This window comes from Parabacteroides sp. 52, from assembly GCF_010500925.1.
Taxonomy (GTDB): domain Bacteria; phylum Bacteroidota; class Bacteroidia; order Bacteroidales; family Tannerellaceae; genus QVMG01.
The window spans coordinates 1-17,473 of the sequence record NZ_QVMG01000015.1; the positions used below are offsets into that span (position 1 = coordinate 1).

The window sequence follows — 17,473 nt, forward strand, 5'->3', positions numbered from 1 at the left end:
GTTCGACAATATTGCTGAACAGCATCGTCAATGTTGCCGATGCCCATCGGCAACAGAATATACTCTATAAAAAAGGATTCTCTCTATCTATAAAAATAAAACGCATACGAATTGTTCGGTATTAACGAACAACCTTATTTAGTTTTTTCGTAAGTTTGCCCTCCTGTTTATACTATATAGTAAGACATACTATGGATTGACAAATCACAAAAACAAACGATAAATGAAAAAAATTATTCTTTTGGCATTCTCTCTTCTTGCCGTATCGCCTCTTTTCCTACAGGCAGCCGAGTTGGATGGTTATCAAAAATTGAGAGGACAGATTATTTCGTCCAATGCAGAGAATACCTCTTTCATGACCGGGCATTATGCCTTCGACACGAACAAAGAGACTTCTTTCCGATCTGAAAAAGAAGGAGGTTGGATTGGTCTCGATCTGCAAAATGCGTATTCCATTCAAAAGATCAGAATCTACCCCCACGGAGACCGGGTGGAACGAATGGTAGGATGCGTTTTTCAAGGAGCCAATAATCCTGAATTCAAAAACCCTGAAACATTATTCACCATAACCACCGCCCCTTCGGTCAACCATTATACCATCTACGATATTTCATCGGCGAACACCTACCGTTATGTCAGATGTATTGCCAAAGAGGATGAATATTGTCATATAACCGAATTGGAGTTTTACTGCCATGCGGATGAACAAAACATCGAGTACACCATGTTAACCAACCTGCCAACCATTTACCTGGAGACTGGTGGCAGCTTCAACTTCAACAGCAGGTCGCATTACGAAAAAGCCAAAATCACCGTACTCAGCGACAAAGACACCACGACTAACGATGTAAACATAAAAGGAAGAGACGATTTAAACTGGAATTTAGATAAAAAGTCTATTGACCTCCGGTTTGACAAAGCCCAGCAATTCATGGGGCTTGCCGCCGACACGACAGACTGGGCCCTGATCGCATCCCATGCCGACAAGACCCTGCTTCGCAATGGACTGGCTTTCCGCATGAGTCGTTTTTTCAAATTCGAATTTACTCCCTCCTGCCTATTTGCGGATGTCGTATTGGATGGATTCTATTATGGTACATTCTTCGTCAGCGACCCGATTGAAGTAGGGAAAAACCGGATCGACATCGATGAAATGACCCATTCGGATAATTCCGCACCGGAGATCAGCGGAGGATATCATTTAAAAATAGACACCGACGCAGACCATGCCACTGTTCACTTCAGCACCCCCAAAGGAGTAGATATTGCCGTACTCTCCCCCCAACACAGTGAAATCACGAAAACACAACTGGCCTGGATTGAAAGTCATATCAACAAATTAGAAGCCGCTCTTTACGAAGACCCGGAAACTGCTTGTGAAAAATACATAGATATCAACAATGCCGTTGCCTATTATCTGCTTTCCGAACTGACAGCCAATCACAAAGCATATAGTGATTTACATTGTTATAAAAAGAGAGGGGATGATAAATTATACTTCGGCCCGATCGAGAACTACGACCAGGCATTTCTGAATGACGGCTATGTAGACGCAACCGGTTCGATTTTGGAAAGAAACCAAGGATTCAAACAATGGTTCCCAATCATTATGCAGACAAAGGCCGCCAAAGAAGCGTTGGAAACGCAATGGAAACGCGTAGATTACAACCACCTGAGATACGAATTAAAGAAATATATTGAGGATACGTCCGCCGATTTGGAAGAATCACAAACTCTTAATTACAAACGCTGGGATTCATTAGACAAATATGTCTTAACCCATAGCGGCGAACTTTTCGATACCTATGCCGACTATATCGAGCAATTGGTAGATGCCGTAGACACCCGGTACGACTGGTTAAAAGAACATGTCGCCTTACTGCTTGCCGACAAAAGACAATTCCTTCTTACCTCCAAACCGGAAAACGAAAAAGTAAATTGGAGATATACCACAACGGCTCCTACGGATGCCAATTGGTTTGCCTCCTCATACAATGACAATCAATGGAAGGAAGGGAAAGCACCTTTTGGCACAGAAACCGGATACTCCACGCAGTGGAATACCGAAGAGATTTATCTTCGCAAGACATTCACCGTGAGCAGTACAGTAAAGGATGTTATCCAGAAACTGTATCTGAATTTATTTTATGACGACAATTGTTCTGTTTACATAAACGGCATATTGGCTAAAAAATGTACCGAGGCCGTTAAAGGGTATCATACTTTCGAAATAGAAAAAAGCCTGTTAAAGGCAAACACCAATACGATTGCCATCAAATGCACCCGGACACAAGGGGGACAGATGATCGATGCCGGGGTATTCGCCACCGTTATTCCGAACACGGTAGAAAACGAACATATCCTTCCTGAAAACAAGACATACACCTACAGTCTCCTGGAGAATATCCTGACGATCGACAATATATCCTCTCCTGCTATCGTGAGCGTATATACTATAGAAGGAAAATTGGTAGCTCAGCAAAAAGCGAATGCACAAACAGCCCGCTTTACCCTACCAGCGAGAGGAACTTACCTGATACATATCGGGAATGAGACATTGAAAATAGCCTATTAAGTTATTTCTAAATAACGCAAAAAGGGTATGACTTCTAACTGGTCATACCCTTTTTTCTATATTATAAAAAAGTTTATTACATCAATTGCTTGAAAGCCTTTCCCAACATCTCTGTTATATCTCCGGCAATCAGGCTTTCTTCCGAGCGAAAGGCAGCAGCCAGATCTCCGGCAGCCCCATGCAAATAAACACCTAACACTGCGGCCTCTCCCGGTTCATACCCTTGCGAAAGCAATCCAAGCAAAATACCGGTTAACACATCCCCACTACCCGCCGTAGCCATCCCCGGATTACCGCTATTATTGAAAAACACCCTTCCGTCAGGAGTACAAGTAGCCGTATAGGCCCCTTTCAGGACAATATACATATTCTTTTCAGAAGCAAACATTCTTGCTTTTTGTAAACGTTCGTAATCCGAATGGCTCTCTCCGGCTATCCGGTCGAATTCTTTCGGATGGGGAGTCAACAGACTATTGGATGGTATCTTATTAAACATATCATGATTGGAAGCCAACAAATTAATTGCATCCGCATCGATCACCAAAGGTTTCCCAAAACGCTCCAACAACCGCTCAACAGCGGCGGCCGTCTCAAAACTTTGTCCGATACCCGGTCCAACTGCCACAGCCGTATAAGGTGCCAGCTCCGGAACCGTAGTAAAATATTCTTTATGCGGATCAAAACTAAGCATTGCTTCCGGGAAAGCCGTTTGGAAGGTTTGCTCTCCCCGGAAAGGAATATGTGCCGTCAAAAGCCCGGCCCCACTGCGCAAGCAGGCCCGCGCGGCCAATAAGGAGGCCCCCATTTTACCTTTACTTCCTGCCACCAACAAAGCATGGCCATAATTTCCCTTATGCGCAAAACGCTCACGCGGCCTTAACAAGGAGACGATATCTTCTTCCGACACCTGCACATAAGGGGTCGACATCTCTTCTACCGCAGTCGGATGAAGGCCGATATCCAATACCTTCCATTCCCCGACATACACATGATTCTCCGGAAGCAGAAAAGCCAACTTTGGAAAAGCAAATGTCAACGTCACATCCGCCCGGATGATAGCATCGGGATTATTCTGCCGGTTATCTTCGCCAAAGAGTCCGGAGGGAATATCAATTGCCACCACCGTAGCATCAGACTCATTGATATAATTAACCACAGCAGCAAAGCCACCCTCCAGAGAGCGATTCAAACCCGAGCCGAAAAGCCCGTCTATAACAATATCCTGTTCCCCCAGCTGCGGAGCTTCGAAAGGACCTGCCACTTCCGTAAAAGCGACCGACACTTCTTTTTGCAGACGTTCTTTGTTTTTATCACAATCCAAGGATAAATGATGAGAAGGGTTAAATAAATAAACCTCTACCTTATAAGACTCATCAGCCAGGAGACGGGCTATCGCCAAGGCATCCGCCCCATTGTTTCCCGGTCCGGCAAAAACAAAAACACGGGATTGCCGGGAAAAGTGACGGACAAACTCCTGCACAAACAAAACAGAAGCCCTCTCTACTAAATCAATGGATGCAATCGGCTCATGTTCAATTGTATATTTATCGAGTTCCTTCACTTGCTCCGTAGCAAATATCTTTATCATAATGAATTGTGTTATGCGTTATTTGTTTTTGCTCACAAACGTACAAAAAAACTGAAAAATATTGTACCTTTGTCCGCTCATAATTTGAAGGCAACATGGACAGAATTCGTCTAAAAGACAAAGATTTTGAGATATTTATTCCCGAGAAAGAAATTCAAAAGGCGATAGAGAAGATGGCCGCTTGTATCAAAGAAGATACAAAGGATGCCAACCCTTTATTTGTTTGTATCCTGAACGGTGCTTTTATGTTCACCGCAGAACTGATGCGACAGCTCGATGGCCCTCACGAATTAACCTTTGCACGTTATTCTTCTTATAGAGGGACAGAAACCACAGGGAAAGTGAACGAGATTATGCCCGTCAATGCAGACATCAAGGGGCGCATGGTGATTTTACTGGAAGACATCATCGACACAGGTCTTACCATGCAGTATGTAAAGGAGAGACTGAAGCAAGAAGGGGCATCGGATGTACGCCTGGCTACCATGCTCTTCAAACCGGAATCCCTGCGATGCTCTTTGACCCCCGATTATGTGGGATTAGAGATCCCGCCCGATTTCATTGTCGGTTACGGTTTAGATTATGACGAAATGGGACGAGCTTATAAAGATATTTACAAGCTTGCTGAATAAAAACAGACACAAGAGAACAAATAACATATTATATTAATAAAAAGACACGAACGATGTTGAATGTTGTAATTTTTGGAGCCCCGGGTTCAGGAAAAGGAACACAAAGCGAACGGATCATTGATGAATTCGGATTAGATCATATATCTACCGGAGATGTATTGCGTAAAGAAATAAAAGAAAACACCGAATTGGGCAAAATCGCTCAGGGTTTTATCGAAAAAGGACAATTGGTTCCAGACGAACTGATTGTGGATATGTTGGCTAACGTATTAGACGAGAAGAAAAACGACAAAGGAGTTATCTTTGACGGATTTCCACGTACAATCCCTCAGGCTATCGCTCTGAAGAAAATGTTGAACGACCGGGGTACGGATGTTTCCGTCATGCTGAATCTGCATGTAGAAGAAGACGAGCTTATCAGTCGTTTATTGGAACGCGGAAAAGTATCCGGTCGCTCAGACGACAACCTGGAAACGATCAAGTCTCGTCTTGAAGTTTACCATAAACAAACAGCACCTCTTGCTGATTATTACATCAAAGAAGGAAAACATGTTGCCATTCAGGGCGTAGGTTCCATTGATGAAATATTCAACCGCATAAAAGAGGCTTTGCAAGACTTAAAAAAAGAAGCATAATCAGTAAAAAACAATATGGCTGAATCAAACTTTGTCGATTACGTAAAAATCTATTGCCGCTCTGGAAAGGGCGGAAGAGGATCGTCTCATTTTCGTCGCGAGAAATACATTCCCAAAGGGGGGCCCGACGGAGGTGATGGAGGGAGAGGAGGCAATATCTACCTGCGGGGTAACCGCAACTACTGGACGCTTCTTCACCTGAAATTTGAACGTCACATCCTGGCCACCAATGGTGGCGGAGGTGGCGCCCAACGCAGTTCCGGTAAAGATGGAGAGGACCGCATCATTGAGGTCCCTTGCGGAACCGTCGTTTACGATGCAGAAACGGGAGAATACCTTTGCGACGTAACCCAAGACGGCCAACAAGTCCTACTTATCCAAGGCGGACGGGGTGGATTAGGCAACTGTCATTTCAAGACATCCACCAATCAGGCTCCTCGTTACTCCCAGCCGGGTGAACCGGCACAAGAGCGAACCGTCATTATGCAGTTGAAACTCTTGGCCGACGTGGGATTGGTAGGCTTCCCTAATGCAGGTAAATCTACCCTCTTGTCCGTTTTATCGGCGGCGAAACCCAAAATCGGAAATTATCCTTTCACCACCCTGGAACCCAATTTAGGGATTGTCAGTTACCGGGATAACCGCTCTTTTGTCATGGCCGACATTCCCGGTATCATCGAAGGGGCAAGCGAAGGGAAAGGATTAGGACTTCGTTTCTTGCGCCACATCGAACGAAATTCCTTATTACTCTTTATGGTGCCCGGAGATACGGACGACATAAAAAAAGAATATGAAATTCTTCATAACGAATTGGTTAAATACAATCCGGAGCTATTGGATAAACGCCGTGTGCTGGCTATCACCAAAAGCGATATGCTGGATGAGGAGTTAGAAGAAGCTTTGTCTGAAGATTTGCCCGATATTCCGTATATTTTCATTTCTTCCGTAGCACAGAAAGGATTGGTTGAATTAAAAGATTTACTCTGGAAAGAATTAAACAAAGACAATTTCCATGAAGCGGAACGCATCGTTCATAAAAATATCGATGTCAGTTCTTTTGTCTTTGACGACGACGAATCCTTGGTCATTCCAGTAATGGAAGACGACGACGAACTGTACGAAGAGTATGAAGAATACGAGGATTGGGAAGACGACGATGATACAAATCAATAAACCGATACAGATGTTGCAATTCCCCCGACTGGGGGAAGATGGCAACATCTTTCATTTTATAACCACCCGTCACGGGGGTAGAAGCAAAGGACTGTATGCTTCCATGAACCTGGGTGAGTATGGCGGAGATGCTCCCGAAGATGTGGCGTACAACAGAGAAGTACTCTGTCAAAGTATCTCTCTCCCTACCCGACAGCTCTTTGTTGCCAACCAGGTACACGAAAGCGAATCCCTCCTATTGGACACAGAGTTTCTATCTCTATCCGCCGAAGAACAGAGAACGGCATTACAAGGCATCGATGCACTTATCACAGCCATTCCCCATACAGGCATTGCCGTATCAACCGCCGACTGTGTCCCTATCCTACTCTATGCACCGGATAAAAAGATCGTTGCAGCCATACATGCCGGTTGGAGAGGCACCGTATTGCAAATCGTTCTCAAAACCATTCAAAAGATGGTAAACACATTTACCTGCTCTCCCTCGCTTATGCGCGCCGGCATAGGCCCTTCTATCAGCAAAGAGCGTTTTGAAGTTGGAGAAGAGGTGGTAGATGCTTTTCGCATGATCGGCGCAGACCTCTCCAGGATAAGTAACCGGAACAGACACACAGGTAAATCACATATCGACCTTTGGGAAGCCAATCGTTTGCAACTGATAGAAGCCGGACTCTCTGCCGAAAACATAGAGGTGGCCGGCATTTGTACCTACACCCAATCCGAAGACTTCTTTTCTGCCAGACGCCTGGGGATAGAAAGCGGACGTATGTTATCGGGTATACTATGCAAAGAATAAAAAAAAGATGATACAAATTTCATTATCCAAAGAAATAACCGAGGCATGCCCTGAATTACATATACTGGCAATCTCCTGCCAGGTGAAGAATTCAGAACCGGATGAAAGATTATGGGAAGAGATCACGACTTTAACAGAAGAACTACGCGCTTCTCTTCGTATGGAAGATATCAACAAATTACCTTCCATCCAAGCTACCCGGCAAACATATAAACGTCTCGGGAAGGATCCTAACCGCTACCGTCCTTCCGCAGAGGCATTGCGCCGGCGTATCCTACGGGGGTTGCCTCTTTACAAAATAGATACGGTTGTTGACATCATCAACCTGGTATCCATTCAAAGTGGCTATTCCATTGGAGGATTCGATGCGAACAAAATAGAAGGAGACCTCACTTTAGGAGTTGGCAAAGCGGGTGAACCCTACCAGGGTATCGGACGGGGTGAGTTAAATATTGAAGGCCTGCCCGTTTACAGAGATAAGAAAGGGGGAATAGGAACACCAACCAGCGACGAAGAACGCACCAAAATCGACAAACAGACCACCCAGTTGTTAATAATCATTAATGGATACTCCGGTAAAGACGGTTTACATGAAACAGCTGCATATGCAGCCAATTTACTGAAAGAATATGCTTTAGCCGATAAAATAGAAGGGATGATCATTTCCGCGGAATATACAAAGAATATTACACTTTTATGCTAAAAAACATGTTCTTTCTTTTGTAATTATAGATAAATACCTAATTTTGTCGCTGTTAAACATAATTAATAACCAAAAAATGATTGAATTAATTGGAACGAATGCCGGCCTTGTATGGAATACGTTGAATGAAGGTGGCAAAATGAATGTTAAGGATGTTAAGAAAGCAACCAAAATCAAAGCAGACAAAGACCTGTATGCAGCACTCGGCTGGTTATCAAAAGAAGGTAAATTGTCTTTTGAAGAAGTTGAAGGAAATGTATTCGTGGCATTGATCTAATTGCCGAACGAAAGAAAAAAAGAAAGGAAGGCTGTTCAATAATCTTGGACGGCCTTTTGTTTTGTCTCATTTTAAATACCAAAAAAATCAAACGATTGTTGCTAAAGTCAATTCTAAATCCTACTTTTGTATACAATTTGGTGTGAAATGACCGAAGATCATAAAAGATTGTTAGCTGTATTTGAAGTAAGGGTTCGCGATTTGATGGCATTATGTGACAAACAAAAGCGCAAAATCGATGAACTGACGGATGTATTAAATCAAAAAGAAGTAGAATTACAGCAGGCAAAAGACATCATTGATACATTAAACACCAAATGTGACAACATGCTCACAGCACATATGGTCTCCGCCAATGAAGGAGAATTGAAGAGTGCGCGCATGCGGTTATCAAAATTAGTGCGGGAAGTAGACAAGTGCATTGCACTATTAAATGAATAGAAGCGATGGACGATAAGTTTCTTATACATGTAGAAATAGCCGATAAAAGCTATGGTATTTGGATCAATCGGGAAGAAGAAGAATTGATTCGTGAAGCCGCAAAACGACTTCGTAAAAAGCTTTATCAATATCGACAAAAGTATGCAAAGTCCGAACTGGATATAAAAGATTTGTTAGCCATGGTCGCCTTAGAGTTGGCTGTAAATAACAGGCAATGGGAAGATAAGAATGACACAAGTCCTTTTACAGATAAGATACAACAACTAACAAACGAACTGGAAATATACTTGGAAGAAAAGTAATTTCCTCTTTGTTTTCAATAGAAATTTTCCGCACTATTTCACACGGGAATCCGTGGAGAGATAGTGCTTTTTTATTATAAAACATATGAACTAAATTATTATTAAAAATGGAAATGTATACAATCATAATTTCAATCGTAACCTTCCTTCTCGGAGGATTACTGGCATGGTTGGTGATGCGCGTTCTTCTGAAGTCCAGATACACCAACGTATTGAAAGAGGCGGAAAAAGAAGCCGAGGTAATCAAAAAGAATAAATTACTGGAAGTAAAAGAAAAATTCCTTCACCTGAAATCCGATCTGGAAAAACAAGTATCACAACGCAATGCCAAAATTCAGTCAGCCGAAGCGAAACTAAAACAAAAAGAGCTGACCATCAACCAACGCCAAGAAGACGTTCAACGAAAAAACAACGAAATTGAAGCCATCAAAGAAAATCTTTCCACCCAAATAGAATTGGTAGAAAAGAAAAAACTGGAAATGGACAAAATGCACCAGCGCCAAATCGAACAACTGGAAGCCCTTTCCGGTCTCTCTGCCGAAGAAGCCAAAGAGCGTTTGATCGAATCGTTAAAAGACGAAGCCAAAACAGACGCTGCTTCTTACATCAACGAGATTGTAGAAGAGGCCAAAATGACAGCCAACAAAGACGCTAAAAAGATTGTCATCCAATCTATCCAGCGAGTGGCAACAGAGACAGCTATTGAAAACTCTATCACCGTATTCCATATCGAATCCGACGAAATCAAAGGACGTATCATCGGTCGTGAAGGACGTAATATCCGTGCATTGGAAGCAGCAACCGGAATTGAAATCGTTGTAGACGACACTCCGGAAGCCATCGTCCTCTCAGGCTTTGACCCCGTACGCAGGGAGATTGCCCGTTTGGCTCTGCACCAACTTGTCCAGGACGGACGTATACACCCGGCCCGTATCGAAGAGGTGGTCACTAAAGTACGCAAGCAGGTCGAAGAAGAAATTATCGAAACCGGCAAGCGCACAACAATAGATCTGGGAGTACACGGTCTTCACCCCGAACTGATCCGCCTAATCGGTAAAATGAAATACCGCTCTTCTTACGGACAAAACTTATTGCAACATGCCCGTGAAACAGCCAACCTTTGTGCTGTGATGGCATCCGAGTTGGGTTTAAATCCCAAGAAAGCCAAACGTGCCGGATTGTTACATGACATCGGTAAAGTACCCGATGACGAACCAGAATTGCCACACGCCATCCTAGGTATGAAATTATGTGAGAAATACAAAGAAAAACCCGATATCTGCAATGCCGTGGGAGCTCACCATGACGAGACAGAGATGCAAACCCTATTGGCTCCTATCGTACAGGTCTGCGACGCTATTTCCGGAGCACGCCCAGGAGCACGTCGGGAAATTGTCGAAGCCTATATCAAACGCTTGAACGATCTTGAACAATTGGCTTTATCATATCCTGGTGTTGTTAAAACATATGCTATTCAGGCTGGCCGTGAACTTCGTGTGATCGTAGGCGCAGATAAAATAGACGACAAAGACACCGAAAGCTTGTCCAATGAAATCGCTAAAAAGATTCAAGACGAGATGACCTATCCGGGTCAGGTTAAGATCACCGTAATCCGTGAAACACGGGCGGTAAGTTATGCGAAGTAATATCGACAAACAACAATAAAAAAAGGAGATTCCAACGAATCTCCTTTTTTTATTTCCCCGCACCAGGCGGATTATTCTTTTTTTCTATTCAACACATGCACACCATCAGGACTTCCGGCCCTGATCTTTTGCTTTTTTCTCCGGCTGGTTTTGCGCCCGTTTCTTATTGCGCCAAAAGCTTCCATCGCGCTTGCTGCCAAACATATTGCGTCGTTTCGACTCCTGTTTGATTGCTTCCTTTTTAACAGCTATCGCTTCTTTCACCTGGGAAGTCTCAAAGGGATTCCCACCGGCTACCGGAATCTGTATACCTATCAGTTTATGAATATCCTTCAACAACGGCACCTCTTCCGCATCACAAAAAGAAAAAGCGACTCCACTACGCCCGGCTCTTCCCGTACGTCCGATACGATGCACATAGGTTTCAGGCACATTCGGTAATTCATAGTTTATCACGTGCGTCAAATGATCCACATCAATCCCCCGGGCAGCAATATCCGTTGCTATCAAGACACGGGTGGTATGGTCTTTAAAATTACTCAAGGCACGTTGCCGGGCATTCTGGCTTTTATTTCCATGGATTGCTTCGGCCCCGATATTTGCTTTTGTCAACACACGAGCCACCTTATCCGCTCCATGTTTGGTACGGGTAAAAACCAATACCGACTCCAGGGAAGGATTCTGCAACAAAGATTTCAATAAATCAATCTTATCTTTCTTTTCCACAAAATAAACCGATTGCTCAATCTTCTCCACCGTAGAAGAAGGAGGAGTAACCTCAACCTTTTCCGGTTCATGCAGAATGGTTCCGGCCAATTTCTCTATTTCCGGAGGCATGGTAGCCGAGAAGAAAAGAGACTGTCGTTTTTTGGGCAACAAAGGCAATAAACGTTTGATGTCATGAATGAACCCCATATCCAACATACGGTCCGCTTCATCCAACACAAAATAGTCCAAGGTATGCAATTTCACAAAGCCCTGGTCAATCAAATCCAACAGACGCCCCGGAGTAGCCACCAACACATCTACCCCTTTTTGCAAGGCATCGGTTTGAGGCTTCTGTCCCACGCCACCGAAAATCACGGTATGCCGCAAGCCCGTATAACGACCATAGGCCGCAAAACTTTCATCTATCTGTATGGCTAATTCGCGCGTCGGTGTTAAAATCAACGCTTTTATTCCTCGTTTTTTACCCAACACATCCTGTTCATACAGGCGTTGAATAATCGGAATAGAAAAAGCAGCCGTTTTTCCGGTTCCCGTTTGGGCACAACCCAATAGGTCGTAACCTTCAAGTACAATAGGTATTGCTTCTGCTTGTATAGGGGTTGGGGTTAAATAACCTTCTTTCTGTAAGGCCTTTCGAATAGGCTCTATAAGTTCTAAATCTTCAAATGTCATTCAAAATAGGGTGAGCCGTCACGGCCCGTTACGTAAATACTAAGTGCAAAGGTACATCAATAATCCGACTTCTCTCTGCTATCGGGGGCATAAAAAAAGACTGCTCCCCTAAAAGAACAGTCTTTCTTATGGCAAAAGAACAGAGTCTTATACTCTCTTTTCTTTAATTCTTGCTTTCTTACCGGTCAGTGCACGTAAATAATACAATTTAGCGCGACGCACTTTACCTACCTTGTTCAAGGTAATACTTTCAATAAATGGAGAATCCATAGGGAAAATTCTTTCTACACCTACGTTTTCTGACATCTTACGAACAGTGAAACGTTTTTTGTCACCATGTCCTGAAATGCGGATAACCACACCTCGGTACTGCTGAATACGTTCTTTGTTACCTTCTTTGATACGGTAAGCAATCGTAATAGTGTCTCCACTTTTGAATGCAGGATGCTCTCTTTTGGTAGCAAACGCCTCTTCTGCAATCTTAATTAAATCCATTGTTTTATAGCTTTTTAATTGTGATATTGATCGAAACGCAATATAACGGGCAACATTTCCCGACAGCGATTACGTAAAGCGGATGCAAAGAAACGAAACATTTGCGAGAATACCAAGAACTACTCCCCTATTTTTGTGTATCTTTGCAAAAAAGATGGATTATGACATATCGTTTTACGCTTTCTCTATTTCTTTTCTCTCTGTTTCTTCTTTTCACGGCCTGCGTCCGGGAGGATGAAATAACAGAAACGATCAATTATATTACTGTGGGTGACAAAGTTCCCGACTTCACGGTCGAAGATGGAACAGGTGGTCACTTTTCGTCGAGCCAGTTTGTGGGCAAAAAGTCTTTGTTGGTATTTTTCAACACTACATGCCGGGATTGCCAGCGGGAATTACCGACCATACAATCTCTTTGGGAGACCAAGCTCAAAAACAATCCCGATTACACATTAGTCACGATAGCCCGGGGAGAAGAAAAAAGCAAAACCGACTCCTATTGGACAGAATATGCATTCACGATGCCTAAATACCAGGATCCTTACCGGAAGGTATTTACTCTTTTTGCCAACAATACCATTCCGCGGTTTTATTTTATAGACAAAGAGGGGATTGTAAAATGGATGGTTATTGAAAATCTGTATATGAGCAGCGATCAATTGTTTGAAAAAATGGAGAATGACTGAAAAGGCCTGATCCTTCAAAAGGCATAATGCCGGCAAAGCCCACCACCAGCCAGAGAAAAAAAGAAGAAGGTATCCTCCCGAACCCCTCCTTCTAAGCACAAGTAAAACAAAGTGTGTTGTGTGCGTGCATGTGCGCCATAGTTCCAATTCACTACAAAGTCATAATTCTAATCTTAGGTAAAGGTTTTGGTTAGCTTTGAACCGACATCTAAGAGTAGAACCCTCCAAGCCTATCGTCAACTACTTAAAGAACAATCTTTTCTTCTTCGCTGAATCTACTTCTCATATAGAAAATCCTAACACCTATCTCTTTCTTTACTTTACCAAAAGTAAATGTAACAGATGATTAATCCATGCTATTCATTGCCTATTTTCTTTTCTTGTCTATCAAAAGAAGTAACACTTTCTTTAGCCATATTCGAAAAACGAAACTAAATAGATGAGAGATTGTTTTTTTTCATTTTTAATAACTTTTCCACCCTTTCTTTCCTAAGCATGTAACACCTCTTGGCGGCGATCATATTCAGGCTTTCCAGGATCCAACAGCAAAAAGGCGCCGTTTGATAGTGCGGTTATATTCTCCTTTTATCTTGTCATACACAGTTTGGGGAGGAGAAATAAAAATGTCGATAGCCGTCGACACTTGTGCCGATATATATCAGCACAAGTGCCGACAATTATCGGCAATTGTGCTGACGATCGTCAGCAATTTATTTTCTCGGAGGAAAATGCACTTTTTCACCGGAAGGAGGGTACCGGAAAAGAGATCCTTGAATAGAAAAAAACAAGAATCAATAGGGAGAAAGTATACATAAAGAAGATTCTTCAGCTCATTTCAACAAATCGGGACGCAAGCGGGCGGTACGTTCCTGTGCCTGTTGCAGACGCCATTCGTCGATCTTTCGTTCATGTCCGGAGAGTAAGACATCCGGCACCTGCCAGCCCTTATATTCGGCAGGGCGGGTATAGACGGGAGGAGCCAATAAATTATCCTGGAAAGAATCCGAAAGAGCACTTTGCTCATCCCCAATGGCTCCCGGGATCAGTCGTACGACAGCATCCGTTATAATGGCTGCAGCCAATTCGCCACCGGTAAGGACATAATCGCCAACAGATATTTCTTTGGTAATGAGATGTTCGCGGATACGATAGTCTACCCCTTTATAATGTCCGCAAAGGATAATGAGATTATCCAATAAAGACATTTGGTTCGCCATCGGTTGATTAAAGGTTTCCCCATCCGGAGACGTATAGATCACCTCATCATAACTGCGTTCTTGTCGAAGAGCCGAGATCGCCCTGTCCACCGGTTCGATCTGCATCACCATACCTGCCTCTCCACCAAAAGGATAATCATCCACACGTCGCCATTTATTGGTCGTATAATCGCGCAGGTTATGCAGGTGTATTTCTGCCAATCCTTTCTCTTGTGCTCTTTTAACAATGGAACAATTAATCATTCCGTCGATCATCTCGGGCAGTACAGTAAGTATATCTATTCGCATAGTGTCTCAAACAATTTCTTTAAGTGACTCTTCTTAGGCCGCAAAGGTATTGTTTTTAGAGGGATTTTTATAGCCGTTTTAATTATTAATTCGTATTTTTGCCCGTCAATTTGAGAAAAGCATTAAGGAACAAATTTTAGAACAATGAATATATCTTATAACTGGCTGAAAGAGTATCTGGCATTCGACCTGCAACCGGAAGAAGTGGCAGCAGCCCTTACCTCTATCGGATTGGAAACGGGTGGTGTGGAAGAAGTTCAAACGATCAAAGGCGGACTGGACGGATTATTTATCGGTGAAGTATTGACTTGTGAAATGCATCCGAATTCCGATCACCTGCATATCACCACTGTCAGTGTAGGAGGTGAAGAAGCCTTGCAAATCGTTTGTGGAGCACCGAATGTAACAGCCGGTCAAAAAGTGATCGTAGCCGTTAACGGAACGAAACTATATAAAGAAGAAGAGTCTTTTACGATTAAAAGATCCAAGATTCGCGGTGTCGAATCCAACGGTATGCTTTGTGCCGAAGACGAGATTGGCATCGGAAACGCCCATGACGGTATCATTGTTTTACCTGCTGATGCAAAGGTAGGAACGCCAGCCAAGGAATATTATAACATCAAAAGTGATTATATCCTGGAGGTCGACATTACCCCTAACCGCGTAGACGGCACCTCGCATTTTGGTATCGCCCGCGACCTGGCCGCTTATCTCAAACAAAACGGAAAACCGGCGGAATTGAAACGTCCATCGGTAGATGCTTTTCATATCGAAGATAACTCTCCGGCTATCGAAGTCGTCGTTGAAAATACAGAAGCTTGCCCCCGCTATTCAGGAGTAAGCATCAAAGGAGTGACCGTAAAAGAAAGTCCGGAATGGTTGCAAAACCGACTGAAACTCATCGGACTTCGTCCTATAAACAATGTGGTGGATATTACCAACTTCGTATTACACGAAATGGGACAACCCCTGCATGCTTTTGACTACAATAAGATCAAAGGCGGCAAAGTCATTGTCAAAACAATGCCTGCCGGCACCAAATTTGTCACTTTAGATGAAGTGGAACGTACCTTGAACGAGCAGGACTTAATGATATGCAATACGGAAGAGGCCATGTGTATCGCCGGTGTGTTTGGCGGTATCGACTCAGGCGTAACAGAAAAAACAACGGATGTATTCCTTGAATCGGCCAACTTCAATCCTACGCGGATTCGGAAAACGGCACGCCGGTTCGGGTTGAACACCGATTCCTCTTTCCGTTTCGAACGGGGATTGGATGCAAACAGTACGATGTATGCCCTGCAAAGAGCGGCCTTATTGATAAAAGAGATTGCCGGAGGTACCCTTTGCGGCACCTTGCAAGATGTATATCCTACCCTGGTAGAGCCTTATACGGTTGAACTGAATTACAAAAAGATAAATACATTGATAGGAAAAGAAATTCCTGTCGAAACGGTGAAGAGCATCCTCGAAAGCCTCGAAATGCAAACGATTGCCGAAACGGCTGAGGGCTTGACCATTCATGTGCCTGTATACCGTGTCGATGTGCAACGGGATGTGGATGTCATCGAAGATATCTTACGTATTTACGGTTATAACAACATTGATTTCAGCGATAATGTAAAATCCAATCTCAGCTACCAGACGCCAACGGACCGTAGCAATGAGTTGCAACATCTGATTTCCGAACAGCTCTGCGGATACGGATTCCATGAAATCCTGAACAACTCTTTGACGAAATCAGCTTATTACGAGACACTGACAACCTATCCGGCAAACCATACGGTTATGTTGATGAATCCTTTAAGCACTGATTTGAACGGAATGCGTCAGACTTTACTTTTCGGCGGATTGGAAAGTATCGAATACAATATAAAAAGAAAAAACGGAAACCTTCGCTTCTTTGAACTGGGCAATTGTTACGACTACAATGCCGATAACAAAAAAGAAGGCGAAACCCTGGCTGAATACAAAGAGGAGTATCGCCTGGGCATGTGGATTTGTGGAAACCGGGTGGAAAACAACTGGGCACATCCCACCGAGAAATCTTCCGTGTATGAGTTGAAAGCTTATCTTGAAAACATATTGACCCGCTTGGGCATCGACAAGAAAAAAATCATCTTCGGAAATCTTACAAACGATATCTATTCCGCCGGATTAAGCCTTACAACCCCTGCCGGTCGCCAATTAGGCACAATGGGTATTGTACAACCCAAACTGCTCCAGGCAGCAGACATCGACACGGAAGTATACTACGCTGAACTTTCCTGGGATTTGTTAATGAAAGAAATCCGCAAGCAGAAAGTGACATTCAGCGAAATATCGAAATTCCCGGCTGTCAAACGTGACCTGGCTTTGCTTTTAGACAAACAGGTGGCTTTCACTGAAATTGAAAAGATCGCCAACGAAAGTGAGCGGAAGCTACTCAAAGACGTCAAACTGTTCGACGTATACGAAGGCAAAAACCTACCGGCCGGAAAGAAATCTTATGCCGTCAGCTTCTTCCTGCAAGATGAAGGCAAGACATTAAACGAAAAACAAATCGATGCCATCATGAAGAAGATCCAGACAAACCTGGAACAGAAACTGGGAGCATCACTCAGATAATGAACAATTAA

General features: G+C 43.4%; 16 protein-coding genes. 12 read left to right on the forward strand and 4 right to left on the reverse strand.

The features are described from left to right. The first annotated feature begins 223 nt into the window (after window positions 1–223). Window positions 224–2,575 (forward strand): CotH kinase family protein, encoded by a 2,352-nt coding sequence (locus D0T51_RS09150; RefSeq protein WP_163728294.1) that lies wholly within the window; start codon window positions 224–226, stop codon window positions 2,573–2,575. Window positions 2,576–2,651: 76 nt separating this feature from the next. On the opposite strand, the gene D0T51_RS09155 is transcribed toward D0T51_RS09150, so the two are convergent. Further along, on the reverse strand, window positions 2,652–4,163 hold the full coding sequence (locus D0T51_RS09155; protein ID WP_163728296.1) for an NAD(P)H-hydrate dehydratase: 1,512 nt from the start codon (window positions 4,161–4,163) through the stop codon (window positions 2,652–2,654). Window positions 4,164–4,258: 95 nt separating this feature from the next. Between D0T51_RS09155 and hpt the strand changes: the two genes are divergently transcribed. From hpt to rny, 9 genes are all read left to right on the forward strand, one after another. Next, window positions 4,259–4,795 (forward strand): hypoxanthine phosphoribosyltransferase, encoded by a 537-nt coding sequence (hpt, locus tag D0T51_RS09160; RefSeq protein WP_163728299.1) that lies wholly within the window; start codon window positions 4,259–4,261, stop codon window positions 4,793–4,795. Window positions 4,796–4,848: 53 nt separating this feature from the next. Beyond that, entirely contained in the window at window positions 4,849–5,430 is a 582-nt protein-coding gene (locus D0T51_RS09165; protein ID WP_163728302.1) for an adenylate kinase, read from the forward strand. 15 nt (window positions 5,431–5,445) lie between these two features. Further along, a complete protein-coding gene (obgE, locus tag D0T51_RS09170) occupies window positions 5,446–6,603 on the forward strand; it encodes a GTPase ObgE (protein WP_163728306.1) in 1,158 nt (385 codons plus the stop codon). Next, the gene (gene pgeF, locus D0T51_RS09175) at window positions 6,557–7,399 is read left to right on the forward strand and encodes a peptidoglycan editing factor PgeF (protein ID WP_203583361.1); all 843 of its coding nucleotides are present in this window, start codon (window positions 6,557–6,559) and stop codon (window positions 7,397–7,399) included. The genes obgE and pgeF overlap by 47 nt, the downstream gene beginning before the upstream one ends. A gap of 7 nt (window positions 7,400–7,406) precedes the next feature. Further along, entirely contained in the window at window positions 7,407–8,102 is a 696-nt protein-coding gene (locus D0T51_RS09180; RefSeq protein WP_163728309.1) for a B3/4 domain-containing protein, read from the forward strand. Between the two features lie 76 nt (window positions 8,103–8,178). Then, window positions 8,179–8,379, forward strand: a complete 201-nt coding sequence (locus tag D0T51_RS09185) for a winged helix-turn-helix domain-containing protein (protein WP_163728312.1) — start codon at window positions 8,179–8,181, stop codon at window positions 8,377–8,379. A 147-nt stretch (window positions 8,380–8,526) separates the two neighbouring features. Next, window positions 8,527–8,820 (forward strand): hypothetical protein, encoded by a 294-nt coding sequence (locus tag D0T51_RS09190; RefSeq protein WP_163728315.1) that lies wholly within the window; start codon window positions 8,527–8,529, stop codon window positions 8,818–8,820. Window positions 8,821–8,825: 5 nt separating this feature from the next. Next, a complete protein-coding gene (locus D0T51_RS09195) occupies window positions 8,826–9,122 on the forward strand; it encodes a cell division protein ZapA (protein ID WP_163728317.1) in 297 nt (98 codons plus the stop codon). A gap of 113 nt (window positions 9,123–9,235) precedes the next feature. Next, the gene (rny, locus tag D0T51_RS09200) at window positions 9,236–10,768 is read left to right on the forward strand and encodes a ribonuclease Y (RefSeq protein WP_373457015.1); all 1,533 of its coding nucleotides are present in this window, start codon (window positions 9,236–9,238) and stop codon (window positions 10,766–10,768) included. Window positions 10,769–10,873: 105 nt separating this feature from the next. Here the strand turns inward: rny and D0T51_RS09205 are convergent, their stop codons facing one another. Both D0T51_RS09205 and rplS read right to left on the reverse strand, forming a co-directional pair. Beyond that, window positions 10,874–12,169 (reverse strand): DEAD/DEAH box helicase, encoded by a 1,296-nt coding sequence (locus tag D0T51_RS09205; protein ID WP_163728322.1) that lies wholly within the window; start codon window positions 12,167–12,169, stop codon window positions 10,874–10,876. A gap of 147 nt (window positions 12,170–12,316) precedes the next feature. Then, window positions 12,317–12,664, reverse strand: a complete 348-nt coding sequence (gene rplS, locus D0T51_RS09210) for a 50S ribosomal protein L19 (RefSeq protein ID WP_163728325.1) — start codon at window positions 12,662–12,664, stop codon at window positions 12,317–12,319. A 161-nt stretch (window positions 12,665–12,825) separates the two neighbouring features. Between rplS and D0T51_RS09215 the strand changes: the two genes are divergently transcribed. After that, the gene (locus D0T51_RS09215) at window positions 12,826–13,350 is read left to right on the forward strand and encodes a TlpA disulfide reductase family protein (RefSeq protein WP_163728328.1); all 525 of its coding nucleotides are present in this window, start codon (window positions 12,826–12,828) and stop codon (window positions 13,348–13,350) included. Between the two features lie 830 nt (window positions 13,351–14,180). Here the strand turns inward: D0T51_RS09215 and trmD are convergent. Next, complete coding sequence (gene trmD, locus D0T51_RS09220; protein ID WP_163728331.1) at window positions 14,181–14,855, reverse strand: tRNA (guanosine(37)-N1)-methyltransferase TrmD; 675 nt, start codon at window positions 14,853–14,855, stop codon at window positions 14,181–14,183. Between the two features lie 144 nt (window positions 14,856–14,999). Between trmD and pheT the strand changes: the two genes are divergently transcribed. Beyond that, window positions 15,000–17,462, forward strand: a complete 2,463-nt coding sequence (gene pheT, locus D0T51_RS09225) for a phenylalanine--tRNA ligase subunit beta (protein ID WP_163728333.1) — start codon at window positions 15,000–15,002, stop codon at window positions 17,460–17,462. Window positions 17,463–17,473 lie beyond the last annotated feature (11 nt).